Here is a 14,129-nt window from a genome sequence, read left to right on the forward strand (position 1 = left end):
CGGGGCGCATCATGGGCTGGCTCCAGAAAGAAAATCGGGAGCACAGCATCAGGTCGTACTTGGGTCATTTGAAGGTGGGGTTTATGGAGCGCTTACGTCGCAATTCACTTTGGCCGCCGATACCAAAAGCGGCCTGCGCCCGAGCTTTTCTACCGCTGCGCCGCCAGCGCTGGGGGCCGAATTATTCGATTACCTGGTGAATCAGGCCAAAATAAAACACCCGGTGGTGGCCACCGGGTGTTTTGGCGCGGATATGCAGGTGTCGCTAGTCAACGACGGGCCAGTGACTTTCCTTCTCGTCGTTTAAGTATCTTGTGTCGCTCAGTCGTCGACGGCGGGGTTGCCGCTATAAAGTAGTTTGGACGTCCTTGGGGTGCCGTAACTGTCCCCAGTTTTGCCAGGTACTATGCCGACCTGAACGGTAGGTGTACCCGTCACGAAAGCCGACGGGATACGAACAAGGCCGCCAACAGAGTACGGTTGGCGAGCACCGTAGTAATTCACACCGTTATAGAATTCGGATGAGTAGACCCCGTTTACCCAGGTAACTAAGCGAATGGGCGCATTGAACATGTCCGGGCTGATGTGGACGTCAAAACGTTTGCCGTTGCGAACGACATCCTGAATGCCGGAAAGTCGGCCGCTATAGAGCAACACCGAAGCAGCTGGTGAGTTGATGTTAGTGAATACGCCAATCTGTACGAGATCACCGTACTGGACGCCACCTGTTTTGAAAATTGTTCCGCCAGTAACATCTTGTCTAGATAGGGAGTACGCACTGTTGTTTTGGACTTGGCCGTGATAAGCACCGTTGACCCAGATGCCGATCTTGTGCCCGGAGTTGATCAGTTGGGTACTCATTTTAACCGAGAGTTGGCCACCGTTAATGCTGACATCTTCGACGCCGCCAGGAACCTTTTCATACAGCAATTTTGCCGCTTGGGGATTGTTTGCTCCGGTAACGATACCAATTTGTACGATATCCGTGTCGTTAACCCGGAAGCCGCCCATTCGATAGATGGCACCGCCGTTGATATTTTCTCTGGTCGCGTAGTAAGCGCCATTTTTATTAACCTCCCCCAAATATCGGCCATTAACCCAGACTACAATTTGCTTGCCTGAATTAATGAGTTCGGAGCTAATCGTTACCGAGACAGCGCTGTTTTCAACCTTGACATTGCTGATTGGCAGCAACGCAACAGGGTTTTCCGAGGCAGAACGCATTTCGCGGGCGTGCTCAAGTTGGCGGATGGTGGAAAGTGCCGGCGCAAGCCCTTGGAACTCACTAAACAAAACGCCACGGTGCGTGAAGTCTGCGGAAAGAATGCCTACCAGCATGTCATTGATAATTAGCGGCCCTCCAGAATCTCCACCTTCGGTTTGTCCATTAAGCCCCTGCACCACAAGCGCTTCGTTCAATAGTTTATTTTTGTGATGTGTAAAAACTTTTACGTCCAGGCTTTTTTGCTCGTCCATAAACGCAGACCCGTCGCCTCCATAAGCATACAGCGTACCTAGGGTGCCTGGAGGGAGGGGATTGTTCTTGGCAAGATAGTCTGGCGCTAGCTGTGGATATGAGGCGAGACGGTGCGCAGTTTGAAGAACAACTACCTGTAGGTCTGTTCCTTCGACGGGATGAGTACTGGCGACCATTGATTGCTGGAACTGTGTCGAGTCTTTGGCGCTATGAAATACTACTAGACTGACATTGCAGTGCTTGGCCGTGACAACCATCAGTTCGTTAATTGCCACTCCGGAACAGTATGTATAGTCCATCATGTCAGAAGTGAGACCGAAAGTTTGTACCACCCAAGGTTGGTTTGCACGCTCACCGCCAACTATGGCCAGTGTAGGGCTGGATGCCAACAAACTTCCTGCAGCTAGGGTAGTGGCGGTAACAGTGCACAGGGTACTTGATAGCTTTCGTAGCTGACTGTTGAATTTTTGATTGATGCCGTTCTCAGGTTTTTTGTTGGTATTCCTTGAAGGAGTTGAGGAATGGCTGATAGAGCTATTTGCAGTATTCATGCGGCGATCCTCTAGGTGGCTAGAATATTAGCGTGCCGGCAATGGGCGAACTTCTGAAGCTGCGAAAAGTTCAGCGTTTGGAGTTTGCTAATTAGCCGGTAGAGGAAAGCGTCTACCCGTTGGAGGAGTTAATCAATCCGCCAAGTAGTTGCTGGGAAAAAGGCTACAGAAATAACGTAGTTGTCGCTGGCTAAATTTTTATATGAGGTTTTATGTGCGTTAAATTTCAAAATTTTATTAGTGGTTTTGGCTTGGAAGGTTGGTGCGATACTCGCGCTTCGTCTTGTAAGTGATTAACTGCCTTCGGGCCTTTTTCCGGCGGTATATGGTGCAGGCGTATTAACCCGCCGCGAGTTCAAGTCGATCACGGCCATTGCGTTTGGCCTGATAGAGCGCGTTGTCGACGCGCTTGAAAAAGTGTTCGGCGTCCACATCCAGCAACGCATCGAAGCGGCCTACTCCCAGGCTGGTAGTCAGAGGCAGGTGTTCGCCTTGCAGGTCGATTCCGTTCTGGGCCAGCTCGCGGCGGAACTGTTCGGCCATTGACTGCGCCTGCTCCAGAGAAGTGTTGGGCATCAGCACACCGAACTCCTCACCTCCCAGGCGCAGCAAGGCATCGCTGTCGCGGCGAAAGACCTGGCGCATGCGCTGGGCAAATTCGCTCAGGCACGCATCGCCGCCGGCGTGGCCGCGCTGGTCGTTAACCTTCTTGAAAAAATCGATATCCAGCAACACCAAGGCCAACGGTTCGCCCGAGCGCTTGGCGGCAGCCACCATGTTCTGGAACAGGCTGTTGAATTGGTAGCGATTGCCCAGTTGGGTGAGGGTGTCAGTGCGGCTGAGCTGGTCCAGGGTGGCCTGCTGTTGCAGCAGGCGCAGCTCCAGGTCCAGGGTGCCGAGGTATTCGCGATGGCTGCGATTGAGCGCCAGCAACAGGTAGCTCAAGTAGAAAAGCAGGGTGATCAGCACGTAGTGGCCATTGCGCCAGTCCAGCGCCATCACCACTAGCCCAGGCACATACAGCAGCAGAATGGCTACAAACGCGCGCTTCTTGCGCATGGCGAAGTTGAAGGTCATGGCCGTGCTGAAGGCGATGGTGCTGAGGGTGGCGATAATCGCCGAGTCTTTCAGCGCGTCGCTGTACAAGGCCCAGGCGTGGGCTTGGCCCCAGCAGAGGGAGGTCAGCAACACCAGGCCCCAATGACGGTCGAGCCAGCCTCGCAGCTCGTGCTCATTCTGGGCTTTTGGCGGTGTGTGCAACAGGCGGGCAGCCATAAGCAGGGCGAACAGCACGCTGCCGGTGATGCCGCTTAGCCAGAGGGCAGAAGGGGTAGCACTGAAAATCCAGGTGAGCAGCCAGGCCAGCAAGTAGTAAATGCCGCCTAAGCGAGTGCGTACACGGGTGTCCTGTACTTCACGCCAGAGAGCAAAGGTTTGCGGCGAACGCGGTAATTCGGCGTCAGTCATTATTTGTGATCACAGGAGCAACGTCCTGCGAGCATAGTGCTTTGGCCGTGAAAAAAATATCAAAAGGCTATCATTCTGACCACTCGCCCGTCGGCGTCACAACGGTTTACGAAATTGCAGCAGCGCCACCCGTTGGCCCAGGTGGTTGCGACGCTCTTGCACGCCAACTACCTGATAGCCCATAGCGGGGTAGAGCAGCAGCCCGGCGGTGTTGGCGTTAAAGCAGCTGAGCTGCATTTCCCGCGCGGAGAAACGCTCACGGGCTATGTGCTCCATTTGCTCAATCAGGTAATGCGCCACGCCTTGACCGCGCGCCCATGCGGCCACCATCACATTGCCCAGTGCGCAGTACTCACCCGGCACGCAGGTATAAAAATTGGCGAAGGCAGCGATTTTTCCGTCCAACTCAACCACTGTGCTCGCCTCACGCTGGTCCACCGCTTCGCTCAATTGCGCCACGGTGAACGGCCAGGAGCCTTTGGGATAACAGAAGAACAGCTCGTCCGCGTGCTGGGGAATGGCGACGACGGTGGGCAGGTCGTCGGCCGTGGCGGGGCGATGGCGCAGTATCGGCATTGGAGGCTCGCAGTAGCTGGCTCGGAGGGGCCAGCTTAATCCGAGGGGCGGGGCGAACAACCCTAAGGTGTCCGCCTGGCACGTGGGTCAGTCCTTGAGTGCGGTCTGCACGACAGGATCTTCAATAAGCTGTTTCAACTGCTCGCGGTAGGCGCCCAGGATGTTGTTCTGCGGCGAAGAACTGGAGGTGACCGTGATGACGTCGCGCTCTTTTACTTGATGCTCTGCCACCCGCCCTCGCTCGCTGCGGAACACCGACACATCGGTGTCGGTATCGAAGTTGAAGTCCGATACCCAGTTGAGGTTGATGCTGAAGTACCACTCTTTAATGTCCAGCACGATCAAGCTGTCGGCATTGTTTTGCAGCAGCAGCGCTTTGGCTTCTTCTTCGCTGGGCACGCTGGTGAGGTTCAGTGGTTGAGCCGCCCAGCCTTGTTTTTGCAGGCCATTGGTCAGGCGGTGTTGCAGGAAGGCCGAGAGGTCGCGGTTTTTGTCACCGTCTTCGACGTCCAGTGCCTGCGGCACGCTCCAGTCGAAGGGAATGCCGAAGCTGCCATGCACCACACCGATGAAGTTGCGCGGCTTGCCCGCTTTAACGCGAGCACGGTTGTCGACCACGCTGATCAGTACGTCGCCATTTTTGCTGTATTGCGGCTTGGGCAGTTGTTCGTCGAAGGGGATGTGCGTGACGCAGCCTGTGAGTACTGCGGCGGCGAGCAGAGCAAAGAGGGTGCGCAAAAAGCGGTAGTTCATCGGGGCAAGTCCTTGTGCAGTCAACTGCGTAATTAGCGATTCGTCCGGCAAAGCGGCGGGAAGCACAGCAGTTTTTCTTTCGGCTTCCTTGCCGGGGTAGGAACGTTACTTGGCTGATAGCACTTTGCCAAGTAGCGGCGACCATTCGTCCAACACCTTGCACTCCCGACTCGCCTAGTGGCTCAAACCTGTACATCCAGCTAACGAGCCAGCGGCTCAGGGAGTGACAGATGAACCCACTTATCCACAAGCCGGCCCTGTTGGGCGCGGCCTTGCTGCTGGCCATGAGCGCCAGCGCGCAGACTTATGCTCTGGAAGCCGGTGCGTCGGGTCGAGCGGTGCAGGGCGCCAGTCCTTCGGGTTCCTCCACGCAGACGGCACCGTCTGGCGGCAGCAACACCAATTCCACCAACAGCAATTCGACCAACAACAATTCCAACACCAATGGCTTCAACAGCAATGGCTACAACAACAGCACCGGCAGCAGCGGCAGCGTGAACAACGGCGCCGATACCGGCACAGGTGACGGCAGTAGCTCGCAGCAGTTGAATAACCAGAGTGGCACCGGTGGCTCCACCAGCGGATCTTCCGGGACTTCTTCCGGGACATTGGAAGAGCAGCGTCGGGCCAGTGGCGAGGCGATGGAGCGCGAACGCACCGGCGAGTGACGTGCTATGCCCCGCCTGGAATCAATGCGGCGGGTATTGGCTCAAGATCTTGGCCACGGTCTGGCGAATCGCCGCCTCGCGTTCCACCGGGCTGGTCTGGTTGTTGCGCACAATCTGCTCGGCGCTGCCGCGCCAGACCAGCTTGCCGTCTTTGCCGTCGAATAGATCGACCTGCACGGTGCCGACTTTGTAATCGACGTTGCGGGTTTCGGTGTACGCCGGCCCGCCCCAGTAGCCATTCCAGTAACCGCCCCAGGCGCCGCCATAGCTGGTGCTGACTTGGTCGGTCTTGTTCTCCACAATCAGCCAGGCCTGCACACTTACATCGCCTTTGGCGCCGGCCGGCGCCAGGCGCAGGCCGCGCTGGTCGAGTTGTTCGCTCACTGCATCGCGCACCCGTTGTTCGGTCAGGTCGCTCTTGATGCGTGGGTCATCGGGGCTGTACTGCAACGCCGGCTCTTTCCAGGTGAAGCTACGGTACGCGGCAAAATCGCGGTTTTTGTCGAAATCCTGGTTGAGCTGGGTGCTCTGGCAGGCAGCCAGCAACAGCAGAGTAGGCACTAATAGAAGACGGGCAGTCATGGTGATACTTCCTTCTTAGCGCGGACGCGCTTGAGTCTAGACGTGGTTGAGACCCGCTAGCGCGGTGGGTAGGCGCTAAGGGCTTTGTTCACTGCCGAGCGCAATGCCTCTACGCGCTCGCTCTGGCTTCCACGGTTACTGGCTTCGGCACTGCCATTCCAGATGCTTTGCTGGTTGCGGCTATCGAGCAGTTCGACGCGCACCACCTGCACCTCTTCTTCATAGGTACGTACCAGCGGCACGCTGCCGTACACGCCCCCGTAATTGTTGCCATAAGGGCCGCGGCCGTAGTAGGTGCCGACGTCATCCTGAACCTGGCGCAGGCGGCGTTCCACCCGGACATCGGCGCGCACCTGCACATCGGCGACAGCGCCCTGGCGCGCCGGGCGCAGGCCGCGCTGGTCGAGGCTGTTACTGAGGATATCGGCCATTTGCTCGGGCGTCGCGCCCGCCGTGCCACCGGGCAGGCGACCGGCTTGCCAGGCCCAGGTCTGGTAGCGGCCGTAGTCGCGCGGGGCGGCTGGGTAGGCGCTGAGGTCGAGCGTCTGTGCTGCCGTCGGCGGCGCCGGCGGTAGCGGATTGGAGCTGGGCGTGTAGGGGTTCTGGCTCTGGCAGGCAGCCAGGCCCAGCGCGCAGATCAGCAGTGGCAAACGGCAGTTCATCATGCACTCCTTATCCTGAACAGCAGGGCCGCCAGCTACACCTCGGGTACCTAGCGCGGGCGGCAAATCCAATGCAGGTAACGCCCAAGGCCCATAAAGCTCGGATGGCGGCGGTGGGCCAATTCCATCTCCAGCAGGTCGATCAGCTCGGCCTTCAGCTGAAAGTCGCGCGGCATATAGTCGTGAAAAACCCGCACGCCGCTCTGGCTTTCGACTCGCCAAAGCGCAGCGAGTTGCGTCGCCAGCTCTCGCGGGTCCAAGGGCATTTGCGGGGTCAGGCTTTGCTTCTCGCCGGCAAACTCCTGTTTGCGCAGCTTACGGAAATGACCTTTGAGCAGGTTGCGGTAAATCAGCGCGTCTTTGTTGTAGAACGCCAGCGACAACCAGCCGCCCGGTGCAGTGAGCTGGTGCAGCACGGGCAAAATGGCATGGGGCTCGGCCAGCCATTCCAGCACGGCATGACACACCACCACGTCGTAACGCTCGGTCAATTGGCCGAGCAAATCCTGCCAGGGCGCCTGGATAAACGTGGCGGTTTGCCCGGCTGCCGCGAAGCGCTCGCGGGCACCTTGCAGCATAGGCTCGGCTGGTTCGGTTACGGTGAGTTGATGGCCGCGTTCGGCCAGCCACAGCGACATATGGCCAAGACCGGCACCGATATCCAGAATGCGCAGCGGCCGCTCGGGCAGCGCTTGGGCAAGGTCGGCCTGGAGCACGGCGAGGCGAATGGCACCCTTGGCGCCACCATAGATTTTTTCGGCAAAACGCGTGGCCAGTTCGTCGAAGTGGCGGTCACTCATTTGGCGAACCGCCGCTCGCTGTCGGCCAGCTTGGCGCGCACCACCTCGTTCATATCCAGCCCCAGCTCGCTGCACAGCAGCAACAGATAGAGCACGATATCGCCCACTTCCTGGCCGGCATGGGCCAGATCGGCAGCGGGCAGTTGGCGCGACTGGTCTTCGCTGAGCCACTGGAAAATTTCCACCAGTTCGGCCATTTCCACGCTGGCGGCCATGGCCAGGTTTTTCGGGCTGTGGAAACCACGCCAGTCGTTGTTGTCACGAATGGCATGCAGGCGGGCGGTGAGTTCTTCGAGGTTCATGCGGCTGTCCTGAGTGAAGAGCCGCATTGTTTCACGCAGCTAGATCACTCGCCAGCTGCCGGACATATGCGGCACATCGTTATTGCCGACCAGTTTGAATTGGCCGCTGCTGGCCGGGTTGCTCGCTTGCAACGTTACGGCGCTGGGCAGCAGCACAGGTTTTTGAAAGCGCACGTCCACCACATAACCGGCGGCGGGCACACGCTCGCCGAGCGCCGCCAGCGTGCGCGCCTTGTTCCACAGGCCATGGGCGATGGCGCGGGGAAAACCGAACAGCTTGGCGCTGACGGCTGACAAGTGAATGGGGTTGTAGTCGCCGGCCACGGCGGCGTAACGGCGGCCTATGTCTGCCGGCGCCTGCCAGTGCGCAATATCTTCCAGCGGCAGGGTGATTTCTTCACTTCGTTCGGCTGGCTGGCCGCCGAGTTTCACGGCCCGGCACAGAATCCGACTATCGCCTTCCCAGAGCAGGCCGAGCTGGTCTTCCAGGCGGGTGATCAAGCTGAACACCGCGCCCTTTTCGTGGGGCTGAAGGTTTTCCACATGCACGCTGACAATAAACGGCCCCATGCCGCCCAACGGCCGCACGCCGCGAATACGATTTTCCAGATGCACAAGGCCCAGCAGCGGAAAGGGAAAGCTGGCATCGGTGAGCAACTGCATCTGCAAGGGGAAGGCGAGGATATGGGGATAGGTTGGCGGCAAATGGCCGTCGTCGCTGAAGCCGCATAGCTGTCGGTAGCGTTCGAGTTTCTTGCCATCCACGCTGATGGCGCAGCGCAAACCGAGGTCGGGCAAGGTCTGCCCACGCACGCCCCGTCGCAGCGCCGCACGGGCAAACAGGCCGGGCAGGGCAGGGACGGCGGGCAGGTCGAGCCAGGTAGTGGTCATAGGCAGCTCCTTAATTTTTTATAAAAAACGCGATTGCCAGCAGCTTAGACTGCCAGCGCGTTGCGGCATTGGCCGCGCGGCCCGCTCTGTCGGCGGGCCAGCCAATTGCTGCTGGCAGGGCAAAGCGCGGCCTTGAGCCTGCAAGGCAAAACTGCCTAAGATGGCCGCGCCTCACGAACCTATAAGAATCCTAAAAATGACGCGTGATCTGACCGACGATGTGGCGCTGATGCGCCCGGTGATCGACGCCCTGCGAGCCAGCGGGACCGACCCTGATCGGGTGCTGGCGCGGGTCGGTTTGCCGCCTGGTGGCTTGCCTGCCGGGCGCTTCCCCCATTCGGCACAGGCGTTGTTCTGGAAAGCTGCCAGCGAGGAATGCGGCGAGCAGGATGTCGGCCTTTACCTGGCCCAACACCTGCCGGCATTCCACGGCCTGTTGCTGGAATACCTGTTTCTCTCCAGCGAGACCTTCGGCGAAGGCCTGCGCCACGCCTTGCGCTATGTGCGCCTGCTCTCCGATACCCTCAATGCTCGCCTTGAAGTTGGCGGTGACGTCGCCACCCTGTTGCTCGGCATGTCCGCCGGCGTGCCTCGGCATTTCCCCGAGATGCTCGCCGGTGCGGTAATTCGCCTGTTCGACGCCCTGACCGAAGGCCACTTCAAACCTCGCCTAGTGCAATTGATGCACAACGAAGGCGCTGCCCCTGCCCGTTACGTCAAGGTATACGGCTGCCCGGCCGAGCTGGGTGCCGAGCGCTATGCGCTGCAATTTGATGCGGATGTGCTGGCGCGTGCATCACGTCATGCGGCGCCGGAGTTGCTGCGCATGCACGAGTCGCTGGCCCGTCGGCAGCTCGCTGAAGTGGAACGGCTGGACTTGGTGCGCCAGGTGCGCGAGTTGATTGGCGAGCTGCTGGTCGACAGCGGCGCCACCCTGGAACAGGTCGCTGGCCGCTTGAATATGCCGCCACGTCGACTGCGTGAACGCTTGGCAATGGCGGGCGTGCGCTTTAACGATCTGGTCACCGACTACCGCTGCCGATTGGCCAAGGAACTGCTGCTCAAGACCGATGAGCGCATTGAAGTAATCGTCGAACGCACCGGTTTCTCCGAACCCAGCACCTTCTACCGCGCTTTCAAGCGCTGGGTGGGGGAGACGCCGGTGGAGTTTCGCAAACGGGGTAAACCGTCGGGCGAGCAGTAAGCGCCACTCGCCCAAACCCTTAGCGCTGCAACGCCTCGGCCACGAAGTCGAGGCGGTCCTGGCCAAAGTGCATTTCGCCGTCGACAAAGAAGATCGGCGCACCGAAAGCGCCGCGTTTGATGGCGTCTTCGGTGATGTCTTTCAGACGCTGCTTCACTTCTTCATCATTCACCAGGCGTTCAAATTCCTGCGGGTCCAGGCCAGCCGCGCTCAACACCTGCGCGACCACCGCTGGGTCGCCCATGTTCTTCTGCTCCACCCACAACGCGGTAAACACTGCCTGCAAGTACGTGTGAAAATTGGCCGTGCCCAGGTAGCCGGCCGCGCCGCGCATCAGAATCAGGGTGTTGATCGGGAAGAACGGGTTAAACGCCATCGGCACGCCGTAGCGGGTGGCGAAGCGCTGCATATCGGCGAGGGTGTACTTGCCTTTGGCCGGGATGGCGATGGGTGACTGATTGCCCGTTGCTTTGAACACGCCGCCCAGCAGCATGGGTTTCCAGGTGATATCCACGCCGGCATCGGCGGCGATTTTCGGCAGCTGCGTCCACGCCAGGTAGGTGGTCGGGCTGCCGACGTCGAAGAAGAATTCCAAGGTTTTGCTCATGGGGTTTCCCTGTCTTTATTGTTTTACGCACGGTTTGTCGGGCGGGTTATTCGATATATTTTTTAACACGAGCCCCGCCAGAACTGCCGTCATTCCCGCGCAGGCGGGAATCCAGAATCTGCCACGAAGCGGTGTTATCCGCCCGAGCCTGGGTCCCCGCCTTCGCGAGGACGACGTAGCGGGGGTAGGAGCGCGCATACCGGTAGCAGCCGCTTTAGAACGTTTCTAGCCAAGGGCGCAGATCCAGTTCGTGAGTCCAAGCGTCTTTGGGCTGCATATGAATCTGCCAGTAGCTGTCGGCAATGTGGTCCGGATTCAAAATCCCGCCTTCGTCTTTCAAGGCGTAACGCTCCGGGAAGTTGTCACGGATAAACGCGGTATCAATGGCCCCATCGATGATCGGGTGGGCCACATGAATACCTTTGGGCCCCAGCTCACGGGCCATGCTCTGGGCGGTGGCACGCAGGGCGAACTTGGCGCTGGCGAAGGCGCAGAAGCTTTTGCCGCCGCGAAGCGAGGCGGTGGCGCCGGTAAAGATGATGGTGCCGCGAGCGCGTGGCAGCATCACTCGCGCTGCTTCACGGCCAGTCAGGAAACCAGCCAGCGCCGCCATTTCCCACACCTTGCGGTACACCCGCTCAGTGGTTTCGGTAATGGAAAACTGCACGTTGGCGCCGATATTGAACACCACCACTTCCAGTGGGCCGATCTCGCGCTCGATGGTGGCGAACATCTCCAGCACTTGTTCCTCAACGCGCGCATCGCAGCCAAATGCGCGAGCTTCACCGCCAGCTGCGGTGATCTCCGCCACCAGCGGTTCCAGCTTCTCGGCGTTACGGCGGGCCACGCAGGCCACGTAGCCCTCACGGGCAAAACGTTTGGCTATCGCACCGCCGGTGGCATCGCCGGCTCCCACCACTAACACTGCTTTGCGTTCGCTCATTGTTGTTCTCTCGTCGGTTGCGTGAGTAAGTTCCTTTTTGGAACTGATATGGATAGTCAGTTCCTTTTTAGAACCTGTCAAGCTAGAGTGGCCAGCAGAATTGGCGACAACAGAACTACGTAGAGAATTCTTATGCGTTGGGAAGACCTGGGCGACCAGCCCTGCTCGTTATCGCGCACCTTGTCGGTGGTCGGGGACCGATGGACCCTGCTGGTGCTGCGCGAATGTTTTATGGGCGTGCGCCGGTTCGATGACTTCGAAAAACGTATGGGCATCACCCGTCATGTGCTGGCCGAGCGCTTAAAGCGCCTGACCGAGCACGGCGTACTGATGAAAAGCGCCTACCAGCAGCGGCCCGTGCGCGAGGAGTATAGGTTGACCGAGAAAGGCCACGACCTGTACCCGGCCATACTGGCGCTGGTGAACTGGGGTGACCGGCATATGAGCGATGACATCGGCCAGCCGATTCGTCATGTGCATAAAGCCTGCGGCCATGAAGTGCACGGTGTAATGGTGTGTTCCGATTGCGGCGAGCCGCTGCGGGCGCGGGATATGAGCTTGCGAGAGGCGCCGGAGCTGGAAGGGCAGTTATTGCCTGCGCATTGGCAAGCCAAGCGCTGATCCGATTTTTGTAGGAGCCAGCTTGCTGGCGAAGCTGCTGATTGTGGATCGCGCGCTGATCTAAGACCGCTTTCGCGATCAAGTTCGCTCCTACGGCAGAGTTAGAACAGTCTTGCGAGCAGCGCAGTCACCGCCGTTTCAACCCGCAGAATCCGCTCACCCAACTGCACTGGCTGCAAGCCCGCCTCGGCGAGCTTTTCCACCTCATACGGAATCCAGCCACCTTCCGGGCCGATGGCCAGCGTCACCGGGCCTTCGACGGCACGTGGACAGCTCGGATATTGGCCAGGGTGCCCCACCAATCCCTGCGTTCCGGCACAAATCTGAGCCAGCTGATCTTCCACGAAGGGCTTGAAGCGCTTTTCGATGCGCACCTCGGGCAGCACCGTGTCGCGCGATTGCTCCAGGCCGAGAATCAGTTGCCCACGAATAGCCGCAGGTTCCAGGAACGGCGTCTGCCAGAAGCTTTTTTCAACCCGGTAGCTGTTGAGCAGAATCAGCCGCGGCACGCCCATGCTGGCGACGGTTTGCAGTACGCGGCGGAGCATTTTTGGGCGCGGCAGAGCGAGCAACAGGGTCAGTGGCAGCTTGGCCGGTGGCGGCTGGTCGAGGGTGATGTGCAGCTCGGCCTCGCTGGCTTCCAGGCGCAGAATCTGCGCTTTGCCCATCTGCCCGCCAATACGCCCGACGCGCAGGCTATCGCCGGATTCGGCGCGATGCACTTGCTGCAAGTGGGTAAGGCGGCGGTCGCGCAGAACCACGCGGTCGGCGCCGACAAAGTCGGCGTCTTCCAGAAGCAGCAGGTTCACGGCTGGGTGGCTGGCGGTTGGGCGTCCTGGTCGGCGCTGTCTTCATCCTGGCGCTTTTTGCGCACCATGGCGCCGAAGAACACGCCGATCTCGTACAGCAGCCACATCGGCACTGCCAGCAGCGTTTGCGACAGCGGGTCCGGTGGGGTGAGGATCATACCGACCACGAAACAGCCGATGATCACGTATGGGCGAATCTTGCGCAGGTAGGCGACGTCGACGATGCCGATGATCACCAGCAGAACCACAGCCACCGGAATCTCGAAAGCCACGCCAAAGGCAAAGAGCAAGGTCAGCACCGAGTCGAGGTAGGTGTTGATATCGGTCATTGGCGTTACGCCAACCGGCGCCGAGCCCAGCAGAAAGTGGTAGATCAGCGGCAGCACGAGGAAGTAGGCGAATGCCATGCCGCCGTAGAACAGCACTACGCTGGACGTCAGCAAGGGCACGGCGATGCGCTTTTCGTGCTTGTACAGCCCCGGCGCAATAAAGCCCCAGGCCTGGTGGAGAATCACCGGCATGCTGGCGAACAGGGCAACCACCAAGGTCAGTTTTAACGGCGCAAGGAATGCCGACGCCGGGTCGATGGCAATCATCGTCGCGCCTTCGGGCAGAAAGCGGCGCAGCGGCTCGGAGGCCAGGGTGTAGATATCCCGTGCGAAGTAAAACAGCCCGGCGAAGATCAGAAAGGTCGCGGCCACGCAGCGTAACAAGCGCGTGCGCAACTCGGTGAGGTGCGAAACCAGCGGCATTTGCTGGTCGTTTTCCGGGGTATCTGCGCTCATGGGGCTCGCGGCGGTTGAGGAGGGACGGGCAGTTCCAATTGGCCTTGCAGCTCGTTGACGGGTTCGGCCACAGGGGCCGTTTCTGCCGGGGCAGCGGGCTGTGTGGTGGCGGGTGCAACGGCGGTGGCTGGCGCGGGAGTCGCGTTCACGTCGGCTTGCGCCAACGGCGGCGCGGCTGGCACCTGTGGTGGGGCGATAGCATTTCTGGCTTCTTGTTCCAGGGCCAGAATGTGCTCGTTGTGCAGCTGCCGACGAATTTCATCGGCGCCGATTTCGCGTTCCACTTCCTGTTTGATCGCATTGAAGCTGCGTTTCAGGCGGCCGATCCACAGGCCTGCGGTGCGTGCGGCACCGGGCAGACGCTCAGGGCCGAGCACCAACAGGGCCACCAGGCCCACCAGCAGCAATTCGCCGAAGCTGATGCCAAACAT

Annotated in this window: 18 protein-coding genes; 4 read left to right on the forward strand and 14 right to left on the reverse strand. The window is 59.6% G+C overall.

All coding sequences use genetic code 11. The features are described from left to right. On the forward strand, nucleotides 1–307 hold a 307-nt coding region (locus PKE98_RS22825), incomplete at its 5' end, for a D-aminoacyl-tRNA deacylase (RefSeq protein ID WP_271197719.1). 14 nt (nucleotides 308–321) lie between these two features. Here PKE98_RS22825 and PKE98_RS22830 read toward each other — a convergent pair. From PKE98_RS22830 to PKE98_RS22845, 4 genes are all read right to left on the reverse strand, one after another. Further along, nucleotides 322–2,028, reverse strand: a complete 1,707-nt coding sequence (locus PKE98_RS22830; RefSeq protein ID WP_271197720.1) for a trypsin-like serine protease — start codon at nucleotides 2,026–2,028, stop codon at nucleotides 322–324. 339 nt (nucleotides 2,029–2,367) lie between these two features. Next, complete coding sequence (locus PKE98_RS22835) at nucleotides 2,368–3,495, reverse strand: diguanylate cyclase domain-containing protein (RefSeq protein ID WP_271197721.1); 1,128 nt, start codon at nucleotides 3,493–3,495, stop codon at nucleotides 2,368–2,370. A 96-nt stretch (nucleotides 3,496–3,591) separates the two neighbouring features. After that, entirely contained in the window at nucleotides 3,592–4,071 is a 480-nt protein-coding gene (locus PKE98_RS22840; RefSeq protein WP_271197722.1) for a GNAT family N-acetyltransferase, read from the reverse strand. A gap of 87 nt (nucleotides 4,072–4,158) precedes the next feature. Then, nucleotides 4,159–4,824 (reverse strand): hypothetical protein, encoded by a 666-nt coding sequence (locus PKE98_RS22845; RefSeq protein ID WP_271197723.1) that lies wholly within the window; start codon nucleotides 4,822–4,824, stop codon nucleotides 4,159–4,161. A 230-nt stretch (nucleotides 4,825–5,054) separates the two neighbouring features. Here PKE98_RS22845 and PKE98_RS22850 point away from each other — a divergent pair, with 230 nt between their 5' ends. Beyond that, complete coding sequence (locus PKE98_RS22850) at nucleotides 5,055–5,492, forward strand: hypothetical protein (RefSeq protein ID WP_271197724.1); 438 nt, start codon at nucleotides 5,055–5,057, stop codon at nucleotides 5,490–5,492. 21 nt (nucleotides 5,493–5,513) lie between these two features. Here PKE98_RS22850 and PKE98_RS22855 read toward each other — a convergent pair whose 3' ends face one another. The 5 genes from PKE98_RS22855 to PKE98_RS22875 are packed head-to-tail and all read right to left on the reverse strand — an operon-like array spanning nucleotide 5,514 to nucleotide 8,729. Continuing rightward, on the reverse strand, nucleotides 5,514–6,074 hold the full coding sequence (locus tag PKE98_RS22855; RefSeq protein WP_271197725.1) for a DUF4136 domain-containing protein: 561 nt from the start codon (nucleotides 6,072–6,074) through the stop codon (nucleotides 5,514–5,516). A gap of 56 nt (nucleotides 6,075–6,130) precedes the next feature. Next, a complete protein-coding gene (locus PKE98_RS22860) occupies nucleotides 6,131–6,736 on the reverse strand; it encodes a DUF4136 domain-containing protein (protein ID WP_271197727.1) in 606 nt (201 codons plus the stop codon). Nucleotides 6,737–6,786: 50 nt separating this feature from the next. Further along, nucleotides 6,787–7,536, reverse strand: a complete 750-nt coding sequence (locus tag PKE98_RS22865) for a methyltransferase (protein WP_271197728.1) — start codon at nucleotides 7,534–7,536, stop codon at nucleotides 6,787–6,789. Beyond that, nucleotides 7,533–7,838, reverse strand: coding sequence for a MazG-like family protein (locus PKE98_RS22870; protein ID WP_271197729.1), 306 nt, complete (start codon nucleotides 7,836–7,838; stop codon nucleotides 7,533–7,535). Before PKE98_RS22870 ends, PKE98_RS22865 begins: the two co-directional genes overlap by 4 nt. A gap of 39 nt (nucleotides 7,839–7,877) precedes the next feature. Next, nucleotides 7,878–8,729, reverse strand: coding sequence for a MaoC family dehydratase (locus tag PKE98_RS22875; RefSeq protein WP_271197730.1), 852 nt, complete (start codon nucleotides 8,727–8,729; stop codon nucleotides 7,878–7,880). A gap of 196 nt (nucleotides 8,730–8,925) precedes the next feature. On the opposite strand from PKE98_RS22875, the gene PKE98_RS22880 reads away from it, so the two are divergent. Further along, nucleotides 8,926–9,933 (forward strand): AraC family transcriptional regulator, encoded by a 1,008-nt coding sequence (locus PKE98_RS22880; RefSeq protein WP_271197731.1) that lies wholly within the window; start codon nucleotides 8,926–8,928, stop codon nucleotides 9,931–9,933. Between the two features lie 19 nt (nucleotides 9,934–9,952). Here PKE98_RS22880 and PKE98_RS22885 read toward each other — a convergent pair whose 3' ends face one another. Both PKE98_RS22885 and PKE98_RS22890 read right to left on the reverse strand, forming a co-directional pair. Next, nucleotides 9,953–10,540 (reverse strand): 2-hydroxychromene-2-carboxylate isomerase, encoded by a 588-nt coding sequence (locus PKE98_RS22885; protein WP_271197732.1) that lies wholly within the window; start codon nucleotides 10,538–10,540, stop codon nucleotides 9,953–9,955. Nucleotides 10,541–10,754: 214 nt separating this feature from the next. Next, nucleotides 10,755–11,483 (reverse strand): SDR family oxidoreductase, encoded by a 729-nt coding sequence (locus PKE98_RS22890; RefSeq protein WP_271197733.1) that lies wholly within the window; start codon nucleotides 11,481–11,483, stop codon nucleotides 10,755–10,757. Between the two features lie 132 nt (nucleotides 11,484–11,615). Between PKE98_RS22890 and PKE98_RS22895 the strand changes: the two genes are divergently transcribed. Next, a complete protein-coding gene (locus PKE98_RS22895) occupies nucleotides 11,616–12,104 on the forward strand; it encodes a winged helix-turn-helix transcriptional regulator (protein ID WP_271197734.1) in 489 nt (162 codons plus the stop codon). A 101-nt stretch (nucleotides 12,105–12,205) separates the two neighbouring features. Here the strand turns inward: PKE98_RS22895 and PKE98_RS22900 are convergent, their stop codons facing one another. The 3 genes from PKE98_RS22900 to tatB are packed head-to-tail and all read right to left on the reverse strand — an operon-like array spanning nucleotide 12,206 to nucleotide 14,129. Continuing rightward, entirely contained in the window at nucleotides 12,206–12,913 is a 708-nt protein-coding gene (locus tag PKE98_RS22900) for a 16S rRNA (uracil(1498)-N(3))-methyltransferase (protein ID WP_271197735.1), read from the reverse strand. Next, the gene (gene tatC, locus PKE98_RS22905) at nucleotides 12,910–13,698 is read right to left on the reverse strand and encodes a twin-arginine translocase subunit TatC (RefSeq protein ID WP_271197736.1); all 789 of its coding nucleotides are present in this window, start codon (nucleotides 13,696–13,698) and stop codon (nucleotides 12,910–12,912) included. Before tatC ends, PKE98_RS22900 begins: the two co-directional genes overlap by 4 nt. Further along, nucleotides 13,695–14,129, reverse strand: a complete 435-nt coding sequence (gene tatB, locus PKE98_RS22910; RefSeq protein WP_271197737.1) for a Sec-independent protein translocase protein TatB — start codon at nucleotides 14,127–14,129, stop codon at nucleotides 13,695–13,697. The genes tatC and tatB overlap by 4 nt, the downstream gene beginning before the upstream one ends.

The organism is Pseudomonas turukhanskensis (genome assembly GCF_027922365.1).
GTDB classification, from domain to species: domain Bacteria; phylum Pseudomonadota; class Gammaproteobacteria; order Pseudomonadales; family Pseudomonadaceae; genus Aquipseudomonas; species Aquipseudomonas turukhanskensis.

Coding starts and splice junctions, on each gene's coding strand:
- PKE98_RS22870 (WP_271197729.1), bottom strand. CDS start 7,838: ATGAACCTCGAAGAACTCACCGCCCGCCTGCATGCCATTCGTGACAAC.
- PKE98_RS22860 (WP_271197727.1), bottom strand. CDS start 6,736: ATGAACTGCCGTTTGCCACTGCTGATCTGCGCGCTGGGCCTGGCTGCC.
- PKE98_RS22880 (WP_271197731.1), top strand. CDS start 8,926: ATGACGCGTGATCTGACCGACGATGTGGCGCTGATGCGCCCGGTGATC.
- tatC (WP_271197736.1), bottom strand. CDS start 13,698: ATGAGCGCAGATACCCCGGAAAACGACCAGCAAATGCCGCTGGTTTCG.
- PKE98_RS22840 (WP_271197722.1), bottom strand. CDS start 4,071: ATGCCGATACTGCGCCATCGCCCCGCCACGGCCGACGACCTGCCCACC.
- PKE98_RS22855 (WP_271197725.1), bottom strand. CDS start 6,074: ATGACTGCCCGTCTTCTATTAGTGCCTACTCTGCTGTTGCTGGCTGCC.
- PKE98_RS22890 (WP_271197733.1), bottom strand. CDS start 11,483: ATGAGCGAACGCAAAGCAGTGTTAGTGGTGGGAGCCGGCGATGCCACC.
- PKE98_RS22830 (WP_271197720.1), bottom strand. CDS start 2,028: ATGAATACTGCAAATAGCTCTATCAGCCATTCCTCAACTCCTTCAAGG.
- PKE98_RS22875 (WP_271197730.1), bottom strand. CDS start 8,729: ATGACCACTACCTGGCTCGACCTGCCCGCCGTCCCTGCCCTGCCCGGC.
- PKE98_RS22885 (WP_271197732.1), bottom strand. CDS start 10,540: ATGAGCAAAACCTTGGAATTCTTCTTCGACGTCGGCAGCCCGACCACC.
- PKE98_RS22865 (WP_271197728.1), bottom strand. CDS start 7,536: ATGAGTGACCGCCACTTCGACGAACTGGCCACGCGTTTTGCCGAAAAA.
- PKE98_RS22845 (WP_271197723.1), bottom strand. CDS start 4,824: ATGAACTACCGCTTTTTGCGCACCCTCTTTGCTCTGCTCGCCGCCGCA.
- PKE98_RS22850 (WP_271197724.1), top strand. CDS start 5,055: ATGAACCCACTTATCCACAAGCCGGCCCTGTTGGGCGCGGCCTTGCTG.
- PKE98_RS22895 (WP_271197734.1), top strand. CDS start 11,616: ATGCGTTGGGAAGACCTGGGCGACCAGCCCTGCTCGTTATCGCGCACC.
- PKE98_RS22835 (WP_271197721.1), bottom strand. CDS start 3,495: ATGACTGACGCCGAATTACCGCGTTCGCCGCAAACCTTTGCTCTCTGG.
- tatB (WP_271197737.1), bottom strand. CDS start 14,129: ATGTTTGGCATCAGCTTCGGCGAATTGCTGCTGGTGGGCCTGGTGGCC.